The organism is Rickettsia endosymbiont of Villa modesta (genome assembly GCF_964026485.1).
GTDB lineage: Bacteria > Pseudomonadota > Alphaproteobacteria > Rickettsiales > Rickettsiaceae > Rickettsia > Rickettsia asembonensis.
On the sequence record NZ_OZ032157.1, the window covers coordinates 477077 to 495694 of the forward strand.

Sequence of the window (18618 nt, forward strand, 5' to 3'; positions counted from 1 at the left end):
ATCTAAATTATAAAATTTCTAGAATTATTTTAGAATTTTTATTATTGATTTAAATATTATTCATAATCATTTTCTGATAATGCAGAATTGCCAATAATCAAAGATTTCGTATCAAAGCCTGGTAGCCCTTTAAAGTCCATATGCCAATAACTAGGTAAGCCATCCCAGCTTCGGTAATATTCAACATATTTGTAAGAACGTTCAGTCTCTGTTTCTATAGTTTTAATATTTGTATTTTCGTTACAAATATTAAAAAGTTGTTCGGTTATGTAATAAATAGATTTAATATCGTTTTTATATTTACATATCAGGTATACTTCTTCAACATGAAGAGTTGTTAAAATGATTAGGCACAATGGTTTGAAAATTGTCATTTACCAATGAAGAAATTTTATTTTTATATTTTTCAATATTTTCAAAAAATATTCGTATAGAATCAGTAAATGTCTCAAAATTCGCATAAAATTTATTGTTACTTACAACAGAATGCATAAATTTCCACAGTCGTTCAATTGGATTCAAATTAGGACTATATGCTGGCAAAAATAGTAACTCTATTTTACTGTATTGTAGATATTCTTTTACCTTTTTTGACCTATGATATCCAGCATTATCGCATATCAAATAAATCTTACTTTTATCTTGATTATTTGCTTCTAATTTCTTTAAAAATTCAATAATATAATCACCATTAACCTTAGGATTGTCAGTTGTTACTACCTCTAAATCCTTAAGATTAATAGCACCAATAATATGTTTACGCTTCCAACCACTGAAACTTGGTAATGTTTTAAACGCCAGTTTAGGATAAGAAGAGTTTAAGATTATCGAAAAAAGAGTTTAAAATATTAGTTTTAGTAATATTAAAAGCATTAACACAAGCTAGAATATGAACTAAAAAATTAGTAGGTGATCGATGCCTTGAGTGTTCAAGATTCATATTATTTTTTAGGACATTAAATACTGACTCAACCAACGACCTTTTTCTAAGCTGTATTTTATCTTCCATTTCCAATAAATGATTCTTCATATCTTTTCTAATTCCTGTAAATAAGCGTAATCCACGACCTAATAATTTAGTAAATAATTCCTTAGAAATATATCCCTTATCACCAAAGAGTTTACCTTGTAATCCATCAGTTATATCGTCTGCTACCGATAAATCACTATTATTTGCTTTGGTAATTTTGATCGCCATAATCGCTCCCTTATTGTTAATTACTATATGCAACTTAAACCCCATAAACCATCCATAACTACTCATCCCTATTTTAGCTATATACTTCTTTAACTTGAAAAGTTGGAAAATGAATATTTAGATGAGCGAATAATCAATGTTCTTATGGATAATTAATATCTAATACTACCAATTCTTCAGGTAAAAGAAGTATACCACTAAATACTTTATTGCTATTTGTACGTTTTGTATAACATATCGATAATTTAGTTGAATCTATGCAATAAATTCCTGTTTCCTCTCCTCTAAATAGTTGCAACATTATAACCAAGCGGTAGAATTAATCTTGACCATAATTGTATTATTCGACTATAACTTGGTAATTTAAAATAACCTCTATATTTATATGATAAGTGATATAAATAATAATTCTTAAAATCTTTGCACGGCGATATATAAAAATATAATACGATAGTTAAAAGCTCTGAAAGGCTTAAATTCCCTTCTCTCCGGCGTTTTCTATCTGTTGGTATTAATTTTTGCTTCTCCCATTCTTCATATATTTCACAAAAATTGTCTAGTATATAAAATAAAGTTGTGATACATTTTTTCATTGTCGGGTTCTTGTTTTTTTGTTGAAAAACTTCAGTAACCCAACACTCTTAACTTGTAAATACTTTATTCTTATTCCATGCTTCTCTTCTTCCTTATCCTAAATTCGCGTTATAAGAATTAACAAGGTTAAGCTGTGCTTTTGCAGCAAGTACATTACTCATTGCCAACTCAATATCCGAGTTACCGGTTAAAGATTCTTCGATTAGCTGATTTAATACCGGATCGTTAAATTGTAGCCACCATTGCTGTGGCATATTATCTTTTTGTGCTAAAGAATAATTATTCCAAGTAAGTAGGTAATGGGAGGTTAGGGATAGTATTAGTTTGTTTAGTACTACAACTACATAACAGGAATATAAAAATTGATATAGCAGGTATGTTATTTCTAGACCTTTTTATGTCATCCTTGCGTTCCTCTATGTCATTCCTGTTACCTTTTATGTCATTCCTGCGAAAGCGGGAATCCAAAAATAGTAATCTTAATATTAGAGCAAAAATTACATATTTGATAAAATAAACATACAAAAACAAGTTTTTATATGTTTTACTGGATTCCCGCTTTCGCGGGAATGACATAGAGGAGTGCAGTAGTGGCAATAAAGCGATACAAGATAGATTCATTAAAATAAATTAACATTACTTAATTTTAATTATGAATCTTTAAACTATTATGCCAATATAGACTATTATTTTTTCAACTAACTATATTTTAAACTATGTAATAATATTGCTACAGCATATTTTAGAAAGCTTCAGATAAGATGAATTTAAAGGTGAACCTGCACAGCGTATAAAAAATACGTGAGCACAGGCGAATCTTGCAAAATTCGCTTATATCAAGCTTTCTAAAATATGCTGTAACTTTTCAGAAACAACTTTAATATCATAATTTTGTTTGAGAGTAAGGTAGGCGTTTTTAGAAAATTCTTTTGCTTTTATAGGGTTATCTATTAGATAGACAATTTTTTCTGCTAAATCTTCAGCAGAGTCGGCTTTACAAATAAGCCCGTCTTGCATATGATTTAAGATTTCTGCAGGTCCTTCAGTATCTGTACTAACGATAGGAACGCTTGCCTCCATTGCTTCAAGCACTATAATTCCAAATGGTTCATGAAGAGACGGTAAACAAAAAATATCTATTTGTTTAAAGAATTTATCTCTATCGTTAACCCATCCTGTAAATGATATTTGATCTTGTAAATTAAGTTTACGTGCTAAAGCAATTAAATTATCTTTTTCCTCACCGCTTCCACCTATAACAGCTTGAATATCATATGTTTTTTCTTTTAAATTTTTTATAGCATTAATAAAAACATCAACACCTTTTTTAGCTACAAATCTTGCTAGTACACCAATTACGATAGGTTTTCTATATGTTTTATTTGGAGTAAAGTCTTTAGAAATATTTATCATATTCGGTAAGGTGCATATCCTAGATTCAGCAAAGTTATTTTTTAGTAAAAATTCTTTCATATGATGCGTCAAGGCAATAACAAAATCACATTTACGTAGTCCTTTTAAACTATAATTATGAGCGATACCGATTAATTTTATATTTTGTGATTTAGCAAATTTACTAAAATTTATTGCTCTATTACCGTGTGCTATAATTATATCGGGCTTAATTTTGTAGATTATATATTTAAGAATAAGTACCGATAACGGATCAATCGGTACTAAGTTAGGTAGTTTAAAACTTGTCTTACGTAGAAAAGAATTTATTTTTGCTTTGTAAGAAGTGATATTTATAACCTCAATTTTTTGCATTTCAAGAGCTGCATTATAATCTAAAAATGCTTGTTGAATTCCGCCAAGATCACGACTTAGCATAATATTAAGTATCTTCATTACTTTAACTTTGCGATTTCTTCTTCTGTTAAATCGGTAAATTCCATAATTTCATCTAAAGGTCTATTTTTTGCTAACATTTTTTTAGCCATAGAAATTTTTTGCCTGGCTTCTCCTTTGGTCTCTCCTCTTGCTTCTCCTTTAGCTTCAGCATCCATAATTTTTTGTTCTTCTACGGCTAAATTATCCATTTCGGTTTTTATCATTTTTGCATAAGTATTTAACTCTTCTTCAGACCAACTAGCTTGATCTAAAGCATAAAAAGCTTTTTTAATAATAAAATCATGACCTATTAAACTCTCCATTTCTTCTAGAGTGCTTTCATGTGCATGTTTAAAGAAATATGCCCATTTTTCTTGAAGATTCTCTAATTGATCTAATTCTTTATTAAATTTCTCAAGCTCTAAAAAAATAAAATAAAAATCTTGTAAGTCGTTCTCGTAAGTCTTGGTATCAAGAAGCCTATGATTTGATCTCCAATCTTTTTTATCGGGAAATAAAATCGGCAATAGCTAAGAATATTACTCCTCGGAGTTTTGCGTATACTGCCATTTTCTTATGATTCTCATCCTCTTTGAGTATTTGCCTTGAATAGGCTTTTGCCGCATAAAGTTGAGCTCTTTTCTCAAAGCCCGGATGTTTACTTACTTGCATCTCTATGATGAATTGAGTACCGTGTTTATCTTTGTACAATACATCTACTATAGATTGTCTATAAGCTGCAATATCAGGATCTTGGTTAGTTTTTAAAAAAGTAACTTCGGTAATTACTTCTTCTCCCGTATAACCCAAAATATCATTTAGGAAATGAATAAGTATATCCTTGTTTTTTTCCGTGCCGAAAATTTTTAAAAATGCGTAGTTATTTTTAGGGTCTAAGAAACGTGAAATTAGCATAATAGTCTATATTTTTATATATAATAACTTCATTATAGCAAATTTGCTATAATTTGCTATAATACAATTGCCTAATATATAAAACATTATGATTAGTAAAATTAATTTTGTAAAAATGCATGGTCTTGGTAATAATTTTGTTATTGTTAACAAACGAGATTTAGCAAATTCATATGATTTATCGAAGCTAGCAAAAAATATGGCTGATCGTCATACAGGTATAGGTTGTGATCAGTTTATTATTTATGAAGAGCATGATAATTTTTATGAGATGATTATCTATAATATAGACGGCTCTAGTGCTAAATTATGCGGTAATGCTACAAGATGTTTAGCCAAGTTAATTTATCTTGATACGGGAAAGAAAGATATTACTGTAATGGTAGGCAATAAAAAATTGCTATGTAATGTGGAAGATGAAAATAATATTAGCGTTAATGTAGGAAGGGTTAGTTTTAATGAAGCTTGGATGCCAAGCCGTGATAAAATTTGGGAACTCGCAGAGCGTTATATGATTGATTTAAAGGAAACTATTTGTATTGATATAGGTAATCCGCATTTGGTTATTTTTAGTAAGTTAGAACCTCAAGATCAAAAAATTGTTGGTGAAAAATTACAGGCTAAGGAATTATTCGCAGATGGGGTAAACGTTAATTTTGCTGAAGTAAAAGATAATAAAATCTATTTATCCGTTTGGGAGCGAGGAGCAGGGTTAACGCTTGCTTGCGGAAGCGGGGCTTGCGGTAGTTTTGCTGCCGGTTTAAAGCTTGGTTTTATCCATTCACCAAGTATGGTAGTATTTAAGCATGGCAGCCTTACTATGAAAGAAGAAAACGGTAATATAATAATGCAAGGAGCAGCTACGCTTGTAGCACGTGGGGAATATTATTGTGAGCAATAATTTAAGACAAGAAGTAGTAACATTCGGCTGTAGACTTAATATTTACGAAAGTGAGATAATACGAAAAAACTTGGAATTATCGGGTATCGATAATGTGGCAATATTCAATACTTGTGCAGTAACTAAAGCAGCTGAGAAACAAGCAAGACAAGCTATCCGCAAGGCTAAAAAAAATAATCCTGATTTAAAAATTATCGTTACCGGTTGTAGTGCTCAAACAAGTCCACAAATGTACGGTAATATGCCGGAAGTTGATAAGGTTATAGGTAATGAAGAGAAGTTATTGCCTAGCTATTACCAAATTACGGATGAAAAAATAGCAGTTAACGATATAATGTCGGTGAAAGAAACGGCAGGTCATTTGGTAAGTAGCTTTGACGGTAAATCTCGTGCTTTTATTCAGGTACAAAACGGTTGTGATCATTTTTGTACTTTCTGTATTATCCCTTACGGTAGAGGTAAAAGTAGATCAGTACCGATAGGAGCTATAGCAGAGCAGGTAAAGCATTTAGTACTAAACGGCTTTAAAGAAGTAGTTTTTACCGGTGTTGACGTTACGGCTTACGGTTCAGATTTACCTGGAAGTCCAACATTTGCACAAATGATTAAACGAGTTTTAAATTTAGTGCCTGAACTAAAAAGGCTTCGTTTATCTTCAATAGATGTTGCAGAAATAGATGATGAACTTTTTGAGCTTATAGCTTATAGTGAGAGAATAATGCCGCATTTTCATATTAGCTTGCAAGCAGGCGATGATATGATATTAAAACGTATGAAAAGACGGCATAATAGGGCAAACGTAATAGAGTTTTGTCGAAAGTTGCGGGCTATAAGACCGGAAGTATCGTTTGGAGCTGATATTATAGCAGGTTTCCCGACTGAAACTCCTGAAATGTTTGAAAATACAAGAAAATTAATTTCAGAAGCGGAATTACAATATTTACATGTTTTTCCTTATTCGGAAAGAGAAGGAACGCCTGCAGCACGTATGCCGCAAGTACCGAAAGCTATAAGGAAAGAAAGAGCCGAAATTCTAAGACAAGAGGGGCAGAATCAGCTATCTGAGTTCTTTAAGAAGCATATAGGTCAGAAAGTAGAGTTATTGGTAGAGAATAATAATATTGCCCATACCGAGAATTTTATTCCGGTGAAGTTAGATAAACCTTTAGAAATAGGGCAGATATTTAAAGCGAAGTTGGTGGGGATAGAGGAAGGGCATATGAGGTGTGAGTTGTATACTCGATGAACTTCAAAAATTGGCTACGTCGTCCTACAAGTACTGCGGTGCTCACGTATTAAGTACGCTCCGCTCCTCGTCTTGTGGACTTCTTGCTCTTTTTGAAGTTGATCTTCGTATACCTGTATAAAATTCAAGAAGTAATAAACAAAAAATAATCATGGAAAATATAGAAACAATATTAAGACTTGCTGAGGAAAAAATCTTATTAGTACAAAACTTAAAAGATCTGCAAGAATATAAAGTAGAATTTTTAGGCAAAAACGGTATAGTGACCGGTGAGCTTAAAAAACTAGGTAGTTTAAATGAACAGGAACGTAAAGAATTCGGCTTAAAAATCAATAAATTAAAAGATAAAATACAGAATATAATAAAAGCAAAAGAAGAAATTTTAGAGGAGCAGGAACTAAATTTAAAACTTGCTGCCGATAAAATTGATTTAACAATCCCTGCAAGAAGATATAAGCAAGGCTCTATTCATCCAATAACGCAATGCATGGAGGAGTTAATACAAGTATTTTCGCAGTTTGGTTTTACTATAGAAAACGGACCGAATATAGAGAATGATTTTCATAATTTTACTGCTCTCAATTTTGAAGATGACCATCCCGCAAGGCAAATGCATGATACTTTTTATTTAAAAGGTCAGGAAAATAATAAACCGCTGTTATTACGTACTCATACCTCAACAGTGCAGATTAGAGCTATGAAAAACGACAAACCGCCTTTTAGGTTTATAGCACCGGGTAGGACTTATAGATCAGATTCGGATATGACACATACGCCGATGTTTCACCAAATAGAAGGACTTGTTATTGATAAAAATATCAATATGGGGCATTTAAAATATGTTATCACGGAATTTATAAAAAGCTTTTTTGAAAATTCTAATATTGAATTACGTTTTAGACCCAGCTTTTTCCCATTTACCGAACCTTCTGCCGAAGTTGATATTCGGATGAATAAAAACGATAAATGGCTTGAGGTACTCGGTTGCGGGATGGTCCATCCAAACGTGCTTAAAAATGTCGGTATCGATAGCAGCGAGTATCAAGGTTTTGCTTTTGGGCTTGGGGTAGAGCGTTTTGCAATGCTAAAATATAATATCAAAGATTTAAGACAATTTTTTGCAGGAGATATGCGTTGGCTTAAACATTATAATTTTGGGAGCTTTGATATGCCAAATTTAGCAGGAGGGCTTACGAAATGAAATTTACGTTATCATGGTTAAAACAATTTTTAGAGACATCGGCTTCAGTTACTGAAATTGCCGAAGTCCTAACAGCTATTGGTCTTGAAGTAGAAGAGGTGATAGATAAAGCGGCAGAGCTACAAAAGTTTGAAGTAGCATATATAGCAAGTACTAAACCTCACCCGTCAGCCGATAAGTTAAAACTTTGTGATGTTGAGACTAAAAGCGGTATGCGACAAATAGTTTGTGGTGCGAGTAATGCAAGAGCAGGTATAAAAGTAGTACTTGCAAATATCGGAATAGAAATACCAAACGGTAAGTTTAAAATTAAGGAATCTATTATTAGAGGTGAAAAAAGCTGCGGTATGCTTTGCTCTGAAGAGGAATTACTGCTAGCTTCAGAGTCTGAAGGGATTATAGAGCTATCTGAAGATGCCGTAGTTGGAGAGCATTTTACTAAATATTACGGTTTAGATGATCCTATATTTATTATTAACGTTACTCCTAATCGTGGTGATGCACTTGGAGTTTACGGTATCGCAAGAGATTTAGCAGCTAAAGGAATAGGAATACTTAAAGAGCTAGAAATCCCGGAAATAAAAAGTACATTTACTTCTAAAATGAAGCTTAACGTGCAAGACAAAGAAGCCTGCCCTTTATTTACTTTTAGAGAAATAAGAAATTTAAAAAATAAACCAAGCCCTGATTGGTTACGGAAATTATTAAAAAATGTCGGGGTAAAAACTATTTCAAGCTTAGTGGATGTAACAAATTATATTTCTTATAGCTTTGGGCAGCCGATGCATGCTTATGATGCGGATAGGATAAAAGAGGGGATTAGTGTAGCACGTCATTGCGAGGAGGGGCAAGTGTCATCCCGCGGCTTGACCGCGGGATCCAATGAAATTACTAATGCGGTAAGTTGTTTTATGGATCCCGTGGTCAAGCCGCAGGATGACACTAGACCAGGGTATGACAAGGATGACGCAGTTACTTTCCACGCTCTAAACGGCAAAGAATATTTACTTACTGAAAATGATTTAGCTATAAAAGATGAAAGCGGTATTCAAGGTCTTGCCGGTGTCATTGGCGGGGCTAAGAGTAGTTGTACTGATAGTACGACTAATATAATACTGGAAGCTGCATGTTTTAATGCTAAAATGGTTGCAGCTAGCGGGCGAAGATTTCAAATTGATACGGATGCTAGATATCGTAATGAGCGTAATATCGATAGAAATTTTACGGAAAAAGCTTTAGACATAGCGACTAATCTTATTTTGTCAATATGCGGAAACAGTGAAGTATCGGAAGTAGTGAAATTCGGTGAGAAAGAGCCGCAAAAAAAACCTTTAGATTTTTCAGCATACTATTTAGAAAAAATTACGGGAATTAAATTAAATATCAAAGAGATAGAAGCTATATTAAATGAACTAGGATTTATTACGGATGTTAAAGGTGAGATTATAAAGGTAATAGCTCCTTCTTGGCGTCATGATATAACTATTTTAGAAGATATAGCTGAAGAAATCGCTCGTATTTACGGCTATGATAAAATAGAGAGCATAAAATTACCCGAACTAGACCAAGATAATAATAAGCTAAGAGAGCATAAAAGAATATCTAGTTTTAAAAGGATATTAGCAAGCAAAGGCTATGATGAGGTAGTAACTAACTCTTTTATGAGTAGTGAAGATGCAAAGTTGTTTGCTGAATTAAAAGAAGAGTTATTTTTGCTTAATCCTATTAGTATAGGAGACAATTATATGCGTCCTACTATACTGCCGAATTTGTTAAGTATAGTAAGTAAAAATCTAGCACGCTCTATAAAAGATATGGCTTTTTTTGAAGTTGGACCGAGTTTTATAGATTTAAATACGGAAGCAACTTATTTAACGGCAATTGTAAGCGGTTCATATAGTAATAAAAATCCTCATTCGCTTGGACGAGGCTATGATGTTTTTGATCTTAAAGGCGATTTAGAACTGGTAGTGGATTATGCAGGACTATCTATAGATAAATGTATAGCAACAAATGGGACAGCATTGCCACAATATTATCATCCAACTAGAGCAGTAAATATAGGGCTTGGTAAAAATTTATTAGGTCATTTTGGACAGATACACCCTAAAATCTTGAAATATTACGATATTAATCAAGAAATATTTGCATTCGAGCTAAATATTACAAATTTGCCGTTGATAAAAGCTAAATTCGGTAAAAGAGACGAATTTGCAGTATCGGATTTCCAAGCTAATTTTAGAGATTACGCATTCATTGTTGATCAAGATCATAGAGTCGGTGAAATAATATCATATATAAATAATTTTAATAAAAAGCTTGTCAAATCAGTTATATTATTTGATATTTATAGCGGTGATAAATTACCTGAAGGTAAAAAATCTATAGCGGTTAAAATAGAGCTACAAGCAGATGATCGTACATTATCTGATACTGATTTAAATTCGTTCAGTAAAGATTTAGTTACTGCCATCTCGCAAAAATTTCAAGGAACATTAAGAGAATAACAATATGTTAAAATTAATAGTTGAAACAAAAACGTTAGTTCAGTCCCTAGGGTTTGCAAGTTCCGTTGTTGAAAAACGTAATGTAATACCTGAATATGCAAACATTAAATTATCGGCAAAAGACGGCAATCTAGAGCTTAGTTCTACTAATATGGATTTGTACTTAAGTCAAAAAATAGCAGTACAGGTAGTAAGTGAAGGTGAACTTACCGTTTCTACGAAAACTCTAAATGATATAGTCCGAAAACTTCCGGATTCCGAGCTTACATTAACAGATCTCGGTACAACGGGACTTGAAATCAAAGGAAAAAATTGTAAATTTAATTTATTCACTTTGCCGGTTAGTTCTTTTCCTCCAATGGATAGTATTAATCCTGAAGCAAGTTTTAAAATTTCCTGCACGGATTTTGCTAAAATAATCGAATCGACAAAATTTTCGATTTCTTTAGATGAAACTCGTTATAATTTAAATGGTGTTTATTTACATATAAAAGACAAAGAGTTTTGTTCGGCAAGTACCGATGGGCATAGGCTTTCAATTTCATGGGTAACATTAGAAAAACAAATAAAGAATTTTGGAGTTATATTACCACAAAAAAGTGCAGAGGAAATTTTAAAAATAGTTAAAGATCCTAAAAATATAAATGAAGATATAGAAATTTTATTAAGTAGCAATAAGATTAAATTTATATGTAACGAAAATACTATTATGCTATCAAAGCTTATAGACGGTACTTTCCCTGATTATAGTACTTTTATTCCGGAAAACAGCAGTTCAAAATTAGTAATTAATCGAAAAATATTTGCAGATAGTATAGAAAGGATAGCGATAATAACCGTTGAAAAATTTAGAGCGGTAAAATTATCGTTATCTCGTGAAACCTTAGAGATTAGTGCCATCGGTGAAGCAAGAGGTAACGCAAAAGAGGTTATTAATTCTTCACAAGATAAGGAAAGTTTTTATGAATATAATGGTGATGAGTCTTTAGCTATAGGCTTTAATCCGCAATATTTAGAAGATGTCTTAAAAGCCGTGAAGTCGGATTTAGTAGAACTATATTTTTCAGATGTTTCAGCACCGGTACTTATTAAATTTCCTGAGAACCCTAAAGATATTTTTGTCGTCATGCCAGTTAAGGTGTAGAGTAGCTGTATGTCATTCATGCAAGGCATTGTTGCGTGGATCAAAAAGCACACTCAGTGTCATCCCGTGGCTTGACCACGGGATCCAAAAAAACACTTAAAGTATTAATAATTTTAGTATTTTTAGCTGGATACCGCGATCAAGTCGCGGTATGACAACGAAAGATTCCCGCTTTCGCGGGAATGACATATAATTAGTTCAAATAATTTTTGACTAATAGCCAAAGCTTCTCTATTATTTCCCTCAAGCACCCTAATTAAATATTGGTTATGAAAAAAATTATCGGATTATTTTTTGTAATTATACTTAGTGCAATAAGTACTAGTATCTTAGCGGATGATTATCCAAAAACAGAACGAGAACAGAAATGGGACGAAGTAGGTTCTATAGCAGGTGAAGAAGGATTAGTTTTTAGACCAGGCAGGGTAAAAAACGAATCTACTAAAGCTGTAGTAGGCTCGGTTAATAAATATCTTTGGCAAGCAGCATTAGAGACTATAAGTTTTGCTCCTCTTGCATCAGCTGACTCAAACGGCGGTGTGATTATTACGGAATGGTATAGCCCGCACTCTAATCCTAATTTTCGATTTAAAATCAATATATTTATCAAAGACGATGTAATAAGCCCTGATTCAATTGAAGTGAAAGTATTTGAAGAAATGCTTAAAAATAAACAATGGGTACTTAATGAAAACACCTCAAATCTTGCTATCACGCTTGAAGATAAAATTTTAAGAAAAGCTAGAGAGATATATATTAATAGTGCTAGGTAGTATGTCATTCCTGTAGGCGTATAGTGTGGTTCAGAAAAAGCGTTCGATGTCATTCCCGCGAAAGCGGGAATCCAGTACTTTAAAACTTTTAAAAAGCTCGATTTATCTCGTTTTATGATGGATTCCCGCTTTCGCGGGAATGACATAGGGCTGCAGGAATGACATAGGCAACAGGTAATTTAGCAGCAGAAATTAAAAGAAAATAAAAAAATATGAATCAAATAGAACAAAAATGGCAACAAATTTGGCATGATGAGAAAGCTTTTGAGGTATCAAACGAGAGTAACAAGCCAAAATATTACGTACTTGAAATGCTGCCTTATCCTTCCGGTAAAATCCATGTAGGTCACGTACGCAACTATTCTATAGGTGATGTTATTGCAAGGTTTATGACTATGCAAGGTTTTAACGTGCTTCATCCGATGGGCTGGGATGCTTTCGGGCTACCTGCCGAAAATGCCGCAATAAAAAATAATTCTCATCCGAAAGATTGGACTTATTCTAATATCGAGAATATGAAAAAGCAGCTAAAATCTATGGGCTTTTCTTATGATTGGTCTAGAGAGATAAATAGTTGTAAGCCGCAGTATTATAAACATGAGCAGAAATTCTTTTTAGAGCTTTATGAGAGAAACCTTGCTTATCAAAAAGAATCGCTTGTTAATTGGGATCCGGTTGATAATACCGTTCTTGCAAATGAGCAAGTTGTAGATGGGCGTGGTTGGCGTTCAGGTGCAATTGTTGAGAAACGTTATTTAAAGCAATGGTTCTTAAAAATCACTGATTATGCCGAAGAGTTATTAAATGAAATTCAGAATTTAAAAGAATGGTCTGAAGCCGTTCGCTCTATGCAAGAGAAATGGATAGGTAAATCGATAGGTGCTAATTTTCATTTCAAAATTAAGGATAATGAAGATAATACTATAGAAGTATTATCAACCAAACCTGAAACTATTTTCGGAGCTGGTTTTATAGGAATTGCCTTTAATCATCCGATAATAGAGAAATTAATTTCCAAGACACCTGAAATATTGAGTTTTATAACTAAATGTTCGCACATTACAGGAAGTAGCGCACTAGAAAAAGCTGAAAAAGAGGGAGTCTTTACCGGTCTTTATGTCATTCATCCTTTCGATTCAAATATAGTTTTACCGGTTATTATTACGAATTTTGTGTTAATGGATTACGGCACTGGTGCTGTTTTTGGTTGTCCTGCTCATGACGAACGTGACCATGAATTAGCTGTTAAAATGAATTTGCCTATTAAGCAGGTAATTGAAACGGATATTGATGTACAAAAGACCGCTTATACGGAAGATGGAATTTTGGTTAACTCAGATTTTCTAAACGGCTTAACTAGTAATGAAGCAAAACAAAAAGTAATCGATGAATTTGAGAAACTAGGCATAGGTAAACGCAGTGTAAATTATCGTCTAAAAGATTGGGGGATTTCTCGTCAACGTTTTTGGGGATGTCCTATTCCTATGATTCACTGCGAAGCTTGCGGTATAGTTCCCGTACCTTACAAAGACTTACCCGTTACGTTACCTGATGATGTTAGTTTTGACGGTCACGGTAATCCGCTTGATCATCATCCTAGTTGGAAACATGTTAATTGTCCGAAATGCGATAAGTCGGCTATTCGTGAAACCGATACTTTTGATACATTTTTCGAGTCATCTTGGTATTTTACGAGATATTGCAATAGCAATGCTACAGAGATGACCGATAAAAAAGCTTGTGATTATTGGCTACCGGTGGATAAATATATAGGTGGTATAGAACATGCAGTAATGCATCTATTATATGCAAGGTTTTTCACAAAAGTAATGAACGAACAGAATTATGTAAGCGTTCGTGAGCCTTTTAAAGGGCTATTTACTCAAGGGATGGTGCTGCATGCTACTTATAAAGATGAACATAATAATTGGTTATATCCTGAAGAAGTAGTTAAAAAAGGTAATGAATTTTTTCATAAAGAAAGCAATAATAGAGTAGTGCAGGGACGCATTGAAAAGATGAGTAAGTCTAAAAAGAATCTCATCGATCTTGAGACAATGCAAGAGCAATATGGGGCTGATGCTATTAGGCTTTTTGTACTGTCCGATAGTCCGCCTGAGAAAGATCTAGAATGGTCGGCAAGCGGTATTGAAGGCTGCTCACGTTTTATTAATAAGCTTGAGCATATGTTTGAGGCGATAGCTTCTTTAACAGATGATGTGAATAGCGAAATTAACAAGGAACTCAATAGATTATTGCATTTTACCATAAAGCACGTTGCCGATGATATAAAGTATTTTGCCCTAAATAGAGCAATAGCACGTATGCGTGAGCTTTCTAATGCTATATCTGCTGAGCTTAATAAAGAAGCGGTTGATATTAAAACCGTAAGGCATGGCTTTAATGTTTTAATTCAGCTGCTAAACCCTTTTATCCCGCATATTACGGAAGAAATTTGGCAGAAGCGTGGCAATAAAGAGCGGTTATATAATTCAGCTTTTCCTGCATTTGATGAATCAATGTTAGAGTTAGATACATATATTATGGCAGTGCAGGTTAACGGCAAACTCCGTGATACCTATGAGTTTAAAACTGCTGCAAGTGAAGATGAAATAAAGCAAATTACCGTCAATTTGCCAAAGGTACAAAAGTTTTTAGAAGGGAAAGAGCCGAAGAAAATCATCCTTGTTCCTCGTAAAATTGTGAATATACTCGTTTAATTTGAAAAATTGGCTACGTCGTCTTTGTAATTCCTCGGATGCTCACGTATTAAATATACGCTTCGCTCCTCGGCTTACAGCCTCCTTGCTCTTTTCCAAATTAAACTTCGTCTATCTACTTTTTATTTATCAGAAGTATATTATTTTTTGAATCTGTCATCCTGCGACTTGATTGCGAGATCTAGTTTAAAATACTAAATTTAGTACTTTAAATTGTTTCTAGATATTGTAGTCAAGCCGCAGTATGACAGCTAGTATACTTTTATTGTATTACCACCATACTAACCCAAAAAAAGTATGTTATTGGCATTAATACTTTATCTATTATATAATTGGCTGCCCACCAAAATGCAGCAAAAACACCGCCATCAATACTTAACGTGTCGTCGTCTGTTTCACAAGTTATAACCCTAGGATAACAGAGGTTTGCTTCTGAATTTGAATCTAGCACGTCTATTTCTTTTTTATTAGTCATAAAGATCCCCTTTTTAGTTACTAATTAATTAAATTTTTTATATAACTTGCTTCTAAGGATAAATTTGTATGTCAATCCGGTACTCGCATTTTCACGTACTGTTATGTACGCTGCGGTGGCAAGTGCTTCCGTGTTTCCTTCAAATTCTTCCTTATTAGCTACATTATGCAATAAGTCTATTGTAGGCTAAGTAATTTAAAAAAATCAATTAGCTACTAAGAGGCTATCAGTAAGTAAATTTTAACCGGTAATTTAATTCTTTTTTGCTGTAAATTATAAGATTTTTTTGAAATAGGAACTACAATTTCTGCAAAAATCTTATTAATTTTCGCTAAAAAAGCTCTTCAATTACTAATTAAAATTTATTACAGATAGCCTCTTTAAATAGTGTGCAGGATTTTATACTTGAAGTCAATTTATTAAGTTAATAATTTAATCTTTTTATTAACTTATATTAATTTAAATTAATGCATGAAAATGTCAATTTCATTCCAACCTATAAGGTCTAAATTAGCTCTTGTCGGTAAAAAGCGGAAAATATCTTGGGCAAGTTCAAGCCTATTTTCTCTAAGTAGCATTTTTTGTAAAATATCTTTTAACTGATGCAAATAAAGCACATCTTTTGCTGCGTATTCTTGTTGTTCCAAAGATAAATTTTTAGCTCCCCAGTAAGAAGATTGTTGTTGTTTGGAAATATTTATGGAAAGTAGCTCCCGACATAAATCCTTAAGACCATGGCTATCAGTATAGGTTCTAACGAGCTTTGAAGATATTTTAGTACAAAAGATATTTTCTAAATCTATACTCAAATATTTTTTTATAGCTGCTAAATCAAATCTAGCAAAATGAAATATCTTGCATTTAGTTTTATCTAACAATAATGCTTTTAAATTAGGAGCAGTATAATCTTGATTTACAAAATGAACAAGGTGGGCTTCACCGTTGCCGTTACTAAATTGTAGCAAACAGAGTTTATCTCTATGTAGATTTAACCCCATTGTCTCGGTATCTATAGCAATATCCCCTTCAAGTTCAAAATTATTAGGTAGGTCGTCTTGATAAATTTTAATGTTCATAAATTATGTTCAATTCCTTTTAATCAATAATGTTGTTTTGGATGTCATTCCTGCGAAAGCAGGAATCCATCACAAAGCGAGATAACCTAAGCTTTTAATTTCAAAAATTTGCTGTATGTATACTTTTTTGGATTCCTGCTTTCGCAGGAATGACATAAAAGTCATGACACAAGACCTACAGCTCCTCGCAATGACGATGTTTACCTTTGACTAGGTGTGTCTTTTATTGTAAACACCTGTTCTTTAGGATCTGCTACTCCTAAAACTTTCTTTGCTTGTTCTTCTAACATATCCTTATTTAGCGATTCCGTTCGGAGTAATTTGACGTTATGTTCAAGTTCTACTCTTTCTGCTCGTAAGCCTTTTAGTTCATCATAAGCTTTTTCAAGCTGCCTATTTACTTTTAAATATGCAATAATTCCTTTGTTACCATATATGCAATGAAAAATAAAATATCCAAGCAGTAAAGCTAAAAAGATATTTAAAATTATTTTTTTAGAATGATTATTTAAATGTATTATCATAAATATATCTTCATAAGAAATAATACCGGAGCAGTTAAAATAATACTATCAAATCTGTCCAAAACTCCTCCATGACCGGGTATCATATGACCGCTATCTTTAATATTAAATTTTCGCTTAAAATATGAAATAAATAGATCACTTGATTGAGCTATTAATGCTAATATATAACTAATTATAAATAAATAAATTTTATTTGAAAAATAGTAATTTTCAATATGAAAGTTTGGTATAAAACTAACTAATACCGCAACCAAACCTGCTGATAATGTTCCCGTAATCAGACCGCTCCAAGTTTTTTTGGGACTGATTTTTGGAGCAAGTTTTGCTCCTTTAAAAGTTTTGCCGCCAATCATTGCAAAACTATCTACCGACCAAATTATGCAAAAATAAAGCATAATAAGCCATCTATTGGTATCTTCCATACTTAAAAATATTAATAGGCTTATAGGAATCGGAATAATAATTAGCCCGATTAATAGATAAGGAATAGAAGAATAGGTCATATTATACCATTCACTTAACATTCCCATACCCACTAATATCATTAGAATATAGAATAAAGGCTTAAACCATAATATAGCTATAACAAATAACGGCACTAAAACTATACCGGACAGGATTCTTAAATATATATTTTGTTTATCTTTTGCCAAATGTTCTTTTCCTTTTTGAGTAATCATTTATAGCTTCTATTATATCATCTTTATTAAAATCGGGCCAATATTTGGGTGAGAAATATAATTCAGCATAAGCTGCTTGCCAAAGCAAGAAATTACTGATGCGGTAAACCCCGCCCGGTCTTATTAATAAATCTACATCCGGCATTTCAGGATCATATAAAGCGTGTCCTATATCGCTTTCACTTATTTCTTTTTTATCGCTTGCAATAATTTTTGTGCAGGCATCAACTATTTCTTGACGACTTCCATAACTAAAAGCTATACAAAGCGTTATTTTATTATTATTTTTTGTTAATTCTATAGCATTATTGATTTGTTTTTGCAATGAGCTACCTAATAAATTAAGCCTACCTATTACTTTTATTTTAACGCCGTTTTTATGTAAACTGTTTAATTCATTTTTTAAATAAATACTTAATAATTTTATTAAGAAATCTACCTCCGTGCTTGAACGTTGCCAATTTTCGGAAGAGAAAGTATATAAAGTTATATAAGGTATATTAAGATTAATAAACTCAGGCAGTAATTCACGAATTTTATCGGCTCCTGCTTTATGCCCTTCAGATTTTGTTAAGTTATGCCGATCTGCCCAACGAGCATTACCGTCCATTATTATTGCTAAATGTTTTATGTTAGTCATTATTTTCTATTTTAGATGTTGCTGCATGGGTCGATTTATGTCATTCCTGCGTGGCATTGTTGCGTGGAACAATGCCACTGTTGTCATCCCGCGACTTGATCGCGGGATCCAGTTAAAAATACTAATATATTCATATTTTTGGTTGTTTTTGGATACTGTGGTCAAGCCACGGTATGACATCGAGTGCGTTT

At 32.8% G+C, this 18618-nt stretch carries 17 protein-coding genes and 5 pseudogenes; 9 read left to right on the forward strand and 13 right to left on the reverse strand.

The window, feature by feature from the left end; translation table 11 throughout:
- Positions 1 to 321 precede the first annotated feature (321 nt).
- The 3 genes and pseudogenes from AC5584_RS02635 to AC5584_RS02645 all read right to left on the reverse strand — a co-directional run bounded on the left by AC5584_RS02635 (position 322) and on the right by AC5584_RS02645 (position 2046).
- Positions 322 to 828 (reverse strand): IS630 family transposase, encoded by a 507-nt coding sequence (locus tag AC5584_RS02635; protein WP_499216924.1) that lies wholly within the window; start codon positions 826 to 828, stop codon positions 322 to 324.
- Positions 803 to 1791 (reverse strand): annotated as a pseudogene (locus tag AC5584_RS02640) (IS982 family transposase). The gene AC5584_RS02635 and the pseudogene AC5584_RS02640 overlap by 26 nt, the downstream one beginning before the upstream one ends.
- A 93-nt stretch (positions 1792 to 1884) precedes the next feature.
- A complete protein-coding gene (locus tag AC5584_RS02645; RefSeq protein WP_499216753.1) occupies positions 1885 to 2046 on the reverse strand; it encodes a hypothetical protein in 162 nt (53 codons plus the stop codon).
- Positions 2047 to 2522: 476 nt separating this feature from the next.
- On the opposite strand from AC5584_RS02645, the pseudogene AC5584_RS02650 reads away from it, so the two are divergent.
- Positions 2523 to 2670, forward strand: a pseudogene (locus AC5584_RS02650) (palindromic element RPE3 domain-containing protein); the annotation flags it as partial.
- Here AC5584_RS02650 and AC5584_RS02655 read toward each other — a convergent pair.
- Both AC5584_RS02655 and AC5584_RS02660 read right to left on the reverse strand, forming a co-directional pair.
- Positions 2624 to 3640, reverse strand: coding sequence for a glycosyltransferase family 4 protein (locus AC5584_RS02655; RefSeq protein WP_499216754.1), 1017 nt, complete (start codon positions 3638 to 3640; stop codon positions 2624 to 2626). The pseudogene AC5584_RS02650 and the gene AC5584_RS02655 sit on opposite strands and share 47 nt — an antisense overlap.
- Positions 3640 to 4537, reverse strand: a pseudogene (locus AC5584_RS02660) (Rpn family recombination-promoting nuclease/putative transposase). The gene AC5584_RS02655 and the pseudogene AC5584_RS02660 overlap by 1 nt, the downstream one beginning before the upstream one ends.
- Positions 4538 to 4625: 88 nt before the next feature.
- On the opposite strand from AC5584_RS02660, the gene dapF reads away from it, so the two are divergent.
- From dapF to leuS, 8 genes are all read left to right on the forward strand, one after another.
- Positions 4626 to 5438, forward strand: coding sequence for a diaminopimelate epimerase (gene dapF, locus AC5584_RS02665; protein WP_499216755.1), 813 nt, complete (start codon positions 4626 to 4628; stop codon positions 5436 to 5438).
- Positions 5413 to 6684 (forward strand): tRNA (N(6)-L-threonylcarbamoyladenosine(37)-C(2))-methylthiotransferase MtaB, encoded by a 1272-nt coding sequence (mtaB, locus tag AC5584_RS02670; protein WP_499216756.1) that lies wholly within the window; start codon positions 5413 to 5415, stop codon positions 6682 to 6684. The genes dapF and mtaB overlap by 26 nt, the downstream gene beginning before the upstream one ends.
- A 151-nt stretch (positions 6685 to 6835) precedes the next feature.
- Positions 6836 to 7885, forward strand: coding sequence for a phenylalanine--tRNA ligase subunit alpha (pheS, locus tag AC5584_RS02675; RefSeq protein WP_499216757.1), 1050 nt, complete (start codon positions 6836 to 6838; stop codon positions 7883 to 7885).
- Positions 7882 to 10392, forward strand: a complete 2511-nt coding sequence (pheT, locus tag AC5584_RS02680) for a phenylalanine--tRNA ligase subunit beta (protein ID WP_499216758.1) — start codon at positions 7882 to 7884, stop codon at positions 10390 to 10392. Before pheS ends, pheT begins: the two co-directional genes overlap by 4 nt.
- Before the next feature lie 4 nt (positions 10393 to 10396).
- The gene (gene dnaN, locus AC5584_RS02685) at positions 10397 to 11536 is read left to right on the forward strand and encodes a DNA polymerase III subunit beta (RefSeq protein ID WP_499216759.1); all 1140 of its coding nucleotides are present in this window, start codon (positions 10397 to 10399) and stop codon (positions 11534 to 11536) included.
- Positions 11537 to 11571: 35 nt separating this feature from the next.
- Positions 11572 to 11691, forward strand: coding sequence for a palindromic element RPE4 domain-containing protein (locus AC5584_RS02690; RefSeq protein ID WP_499217107.1), 120 nt, complete (start codon positions 11572 to 11574; stop codon positions 11689 to 11691).
- Positions 11692 to 11805: 114 nt separating this feature from the next.
- Positions 11806 to 12309: a DUF3576 domain-containing protein gene (locus AC5584_RS02695; RefSeq protein ID WP_499216760.1), complete on the forward strand. Its 504-nt coding sequence runs from the start codon at positions 11806 to 11808 to the stop codon at positions 12307 to 12309.
- Positions 12310 to 12521: 212 nt separating this feature from the next.
- On the forward strand, positions 12522 to 15029 hold the full coding sequence (leuS, locus tag AC5584_RS02700) for a leucine--tRNA ligase (protein ID WP_499216761.1): 2508 nt from the start codon (positions 12522 to 12524) through the stop codon (positions 15027 to 15029).
- Here the strand turns inward: leuS and AC5584_RS02705 are convergent.
- The 8 genes and pseudogenes from AC5584_RS02705 to AC5584_RS02740 all read right to left on the reverse strand — a co-directional run bounded on the left by AC5584_RS02705 (position 15026) and on the right by AC5584_RS02740 (position 18607).
- Positions 15026 to 15128 (reverse strand): annotated as a pseudogene (locus AC5584_RS02705) (palindromic element RPE5 domain-containing protein). The gene leuS and the pseudogene AC5584_RS02705 overlap by 4 nt on opposite strands.
- A gap of 163 nt (positions 15129 to 15291) precedes the next feature.
- Positions 15292 to 15504 (reverse strand): hypothetical protein, encoded by a 213-nt coding sequence (locus AC5584_RS02710; RefSeq protein WP_499217108.1) that lies wholly within the window; start codon positions 15502 to 15504, stop codon positions 15292 to 15294.
- Between the two features lie 32 nt (positions 15505 to 15536).
- A pseudogene (locus AC5584_RS02715) lies at positions 15537 to 15684 on the reverse strand (palindromic element RPE1 domain-containing protein); the annotation flags it as partial.
- A gap of 284 nt (positions 15685 to 15968) precedes the next feature.
- On the reverse strand, positions 15969 to 16580 hold the full coding sequence (locus AC5584_RS02720) for a ribonuclease D (RefSeq protein WP_499162055.1): 612 nt from the start codon (positions 16578 to 16580) through the stop codon (positions 15969 to 15971).
- Positions 16581 to 16780: 200 nt separating this feature from the next.
- Entirely contained in the window at positions 16781 to 17104 is a 324-nt protein-coding gene (locus AC5584_RS02725) for an FtsB family cell division protein (RefSeq protein WP_410526480.1), read from the reverse strand.
- On the reverse strand, positions 17101 to 17787 hold the full coding sequence (locus AC5584_RS02730; protein WP_499216762.1) for a phosphatidate cytidylyltransferase: 687 nt from the start codon (positions 17785 to 17787) through the stop codon (positions 17101 to 17103). Before AC5584_RS02730 ends, AC5584_RS02725 begins: the two co-directional genes overlap by 4 nt.
- Positions 17747 to 18427 (reverse strand): polyprenyl diphosphate synthase, encoded by a 681-nt coding sequence (gene uppS, locus AC5584_RS02735; protein ID WP_499216763.1) that lies wholly within the window; start codon positions 18425 to 18427, stop codon positions 17747 to 17749. The genes AC5584_RS02730 and uppS overlap by 41 nt, the downstream gene beginning before the upstream one ends.
- 6 nt (positions 18428 to 18433) lie before the next feature.
- A complete protein-coding gene (locus AC5584_RS02740) occupies positions 18434 to 18607 on the reverse strand; it encodes a hypothetical protein (protein ID WP_499216764.1) in 174 nt (57 codons plus the stop codon).
- Positions 18608 to 18618 lie beyond the last annotated feature (11 nt).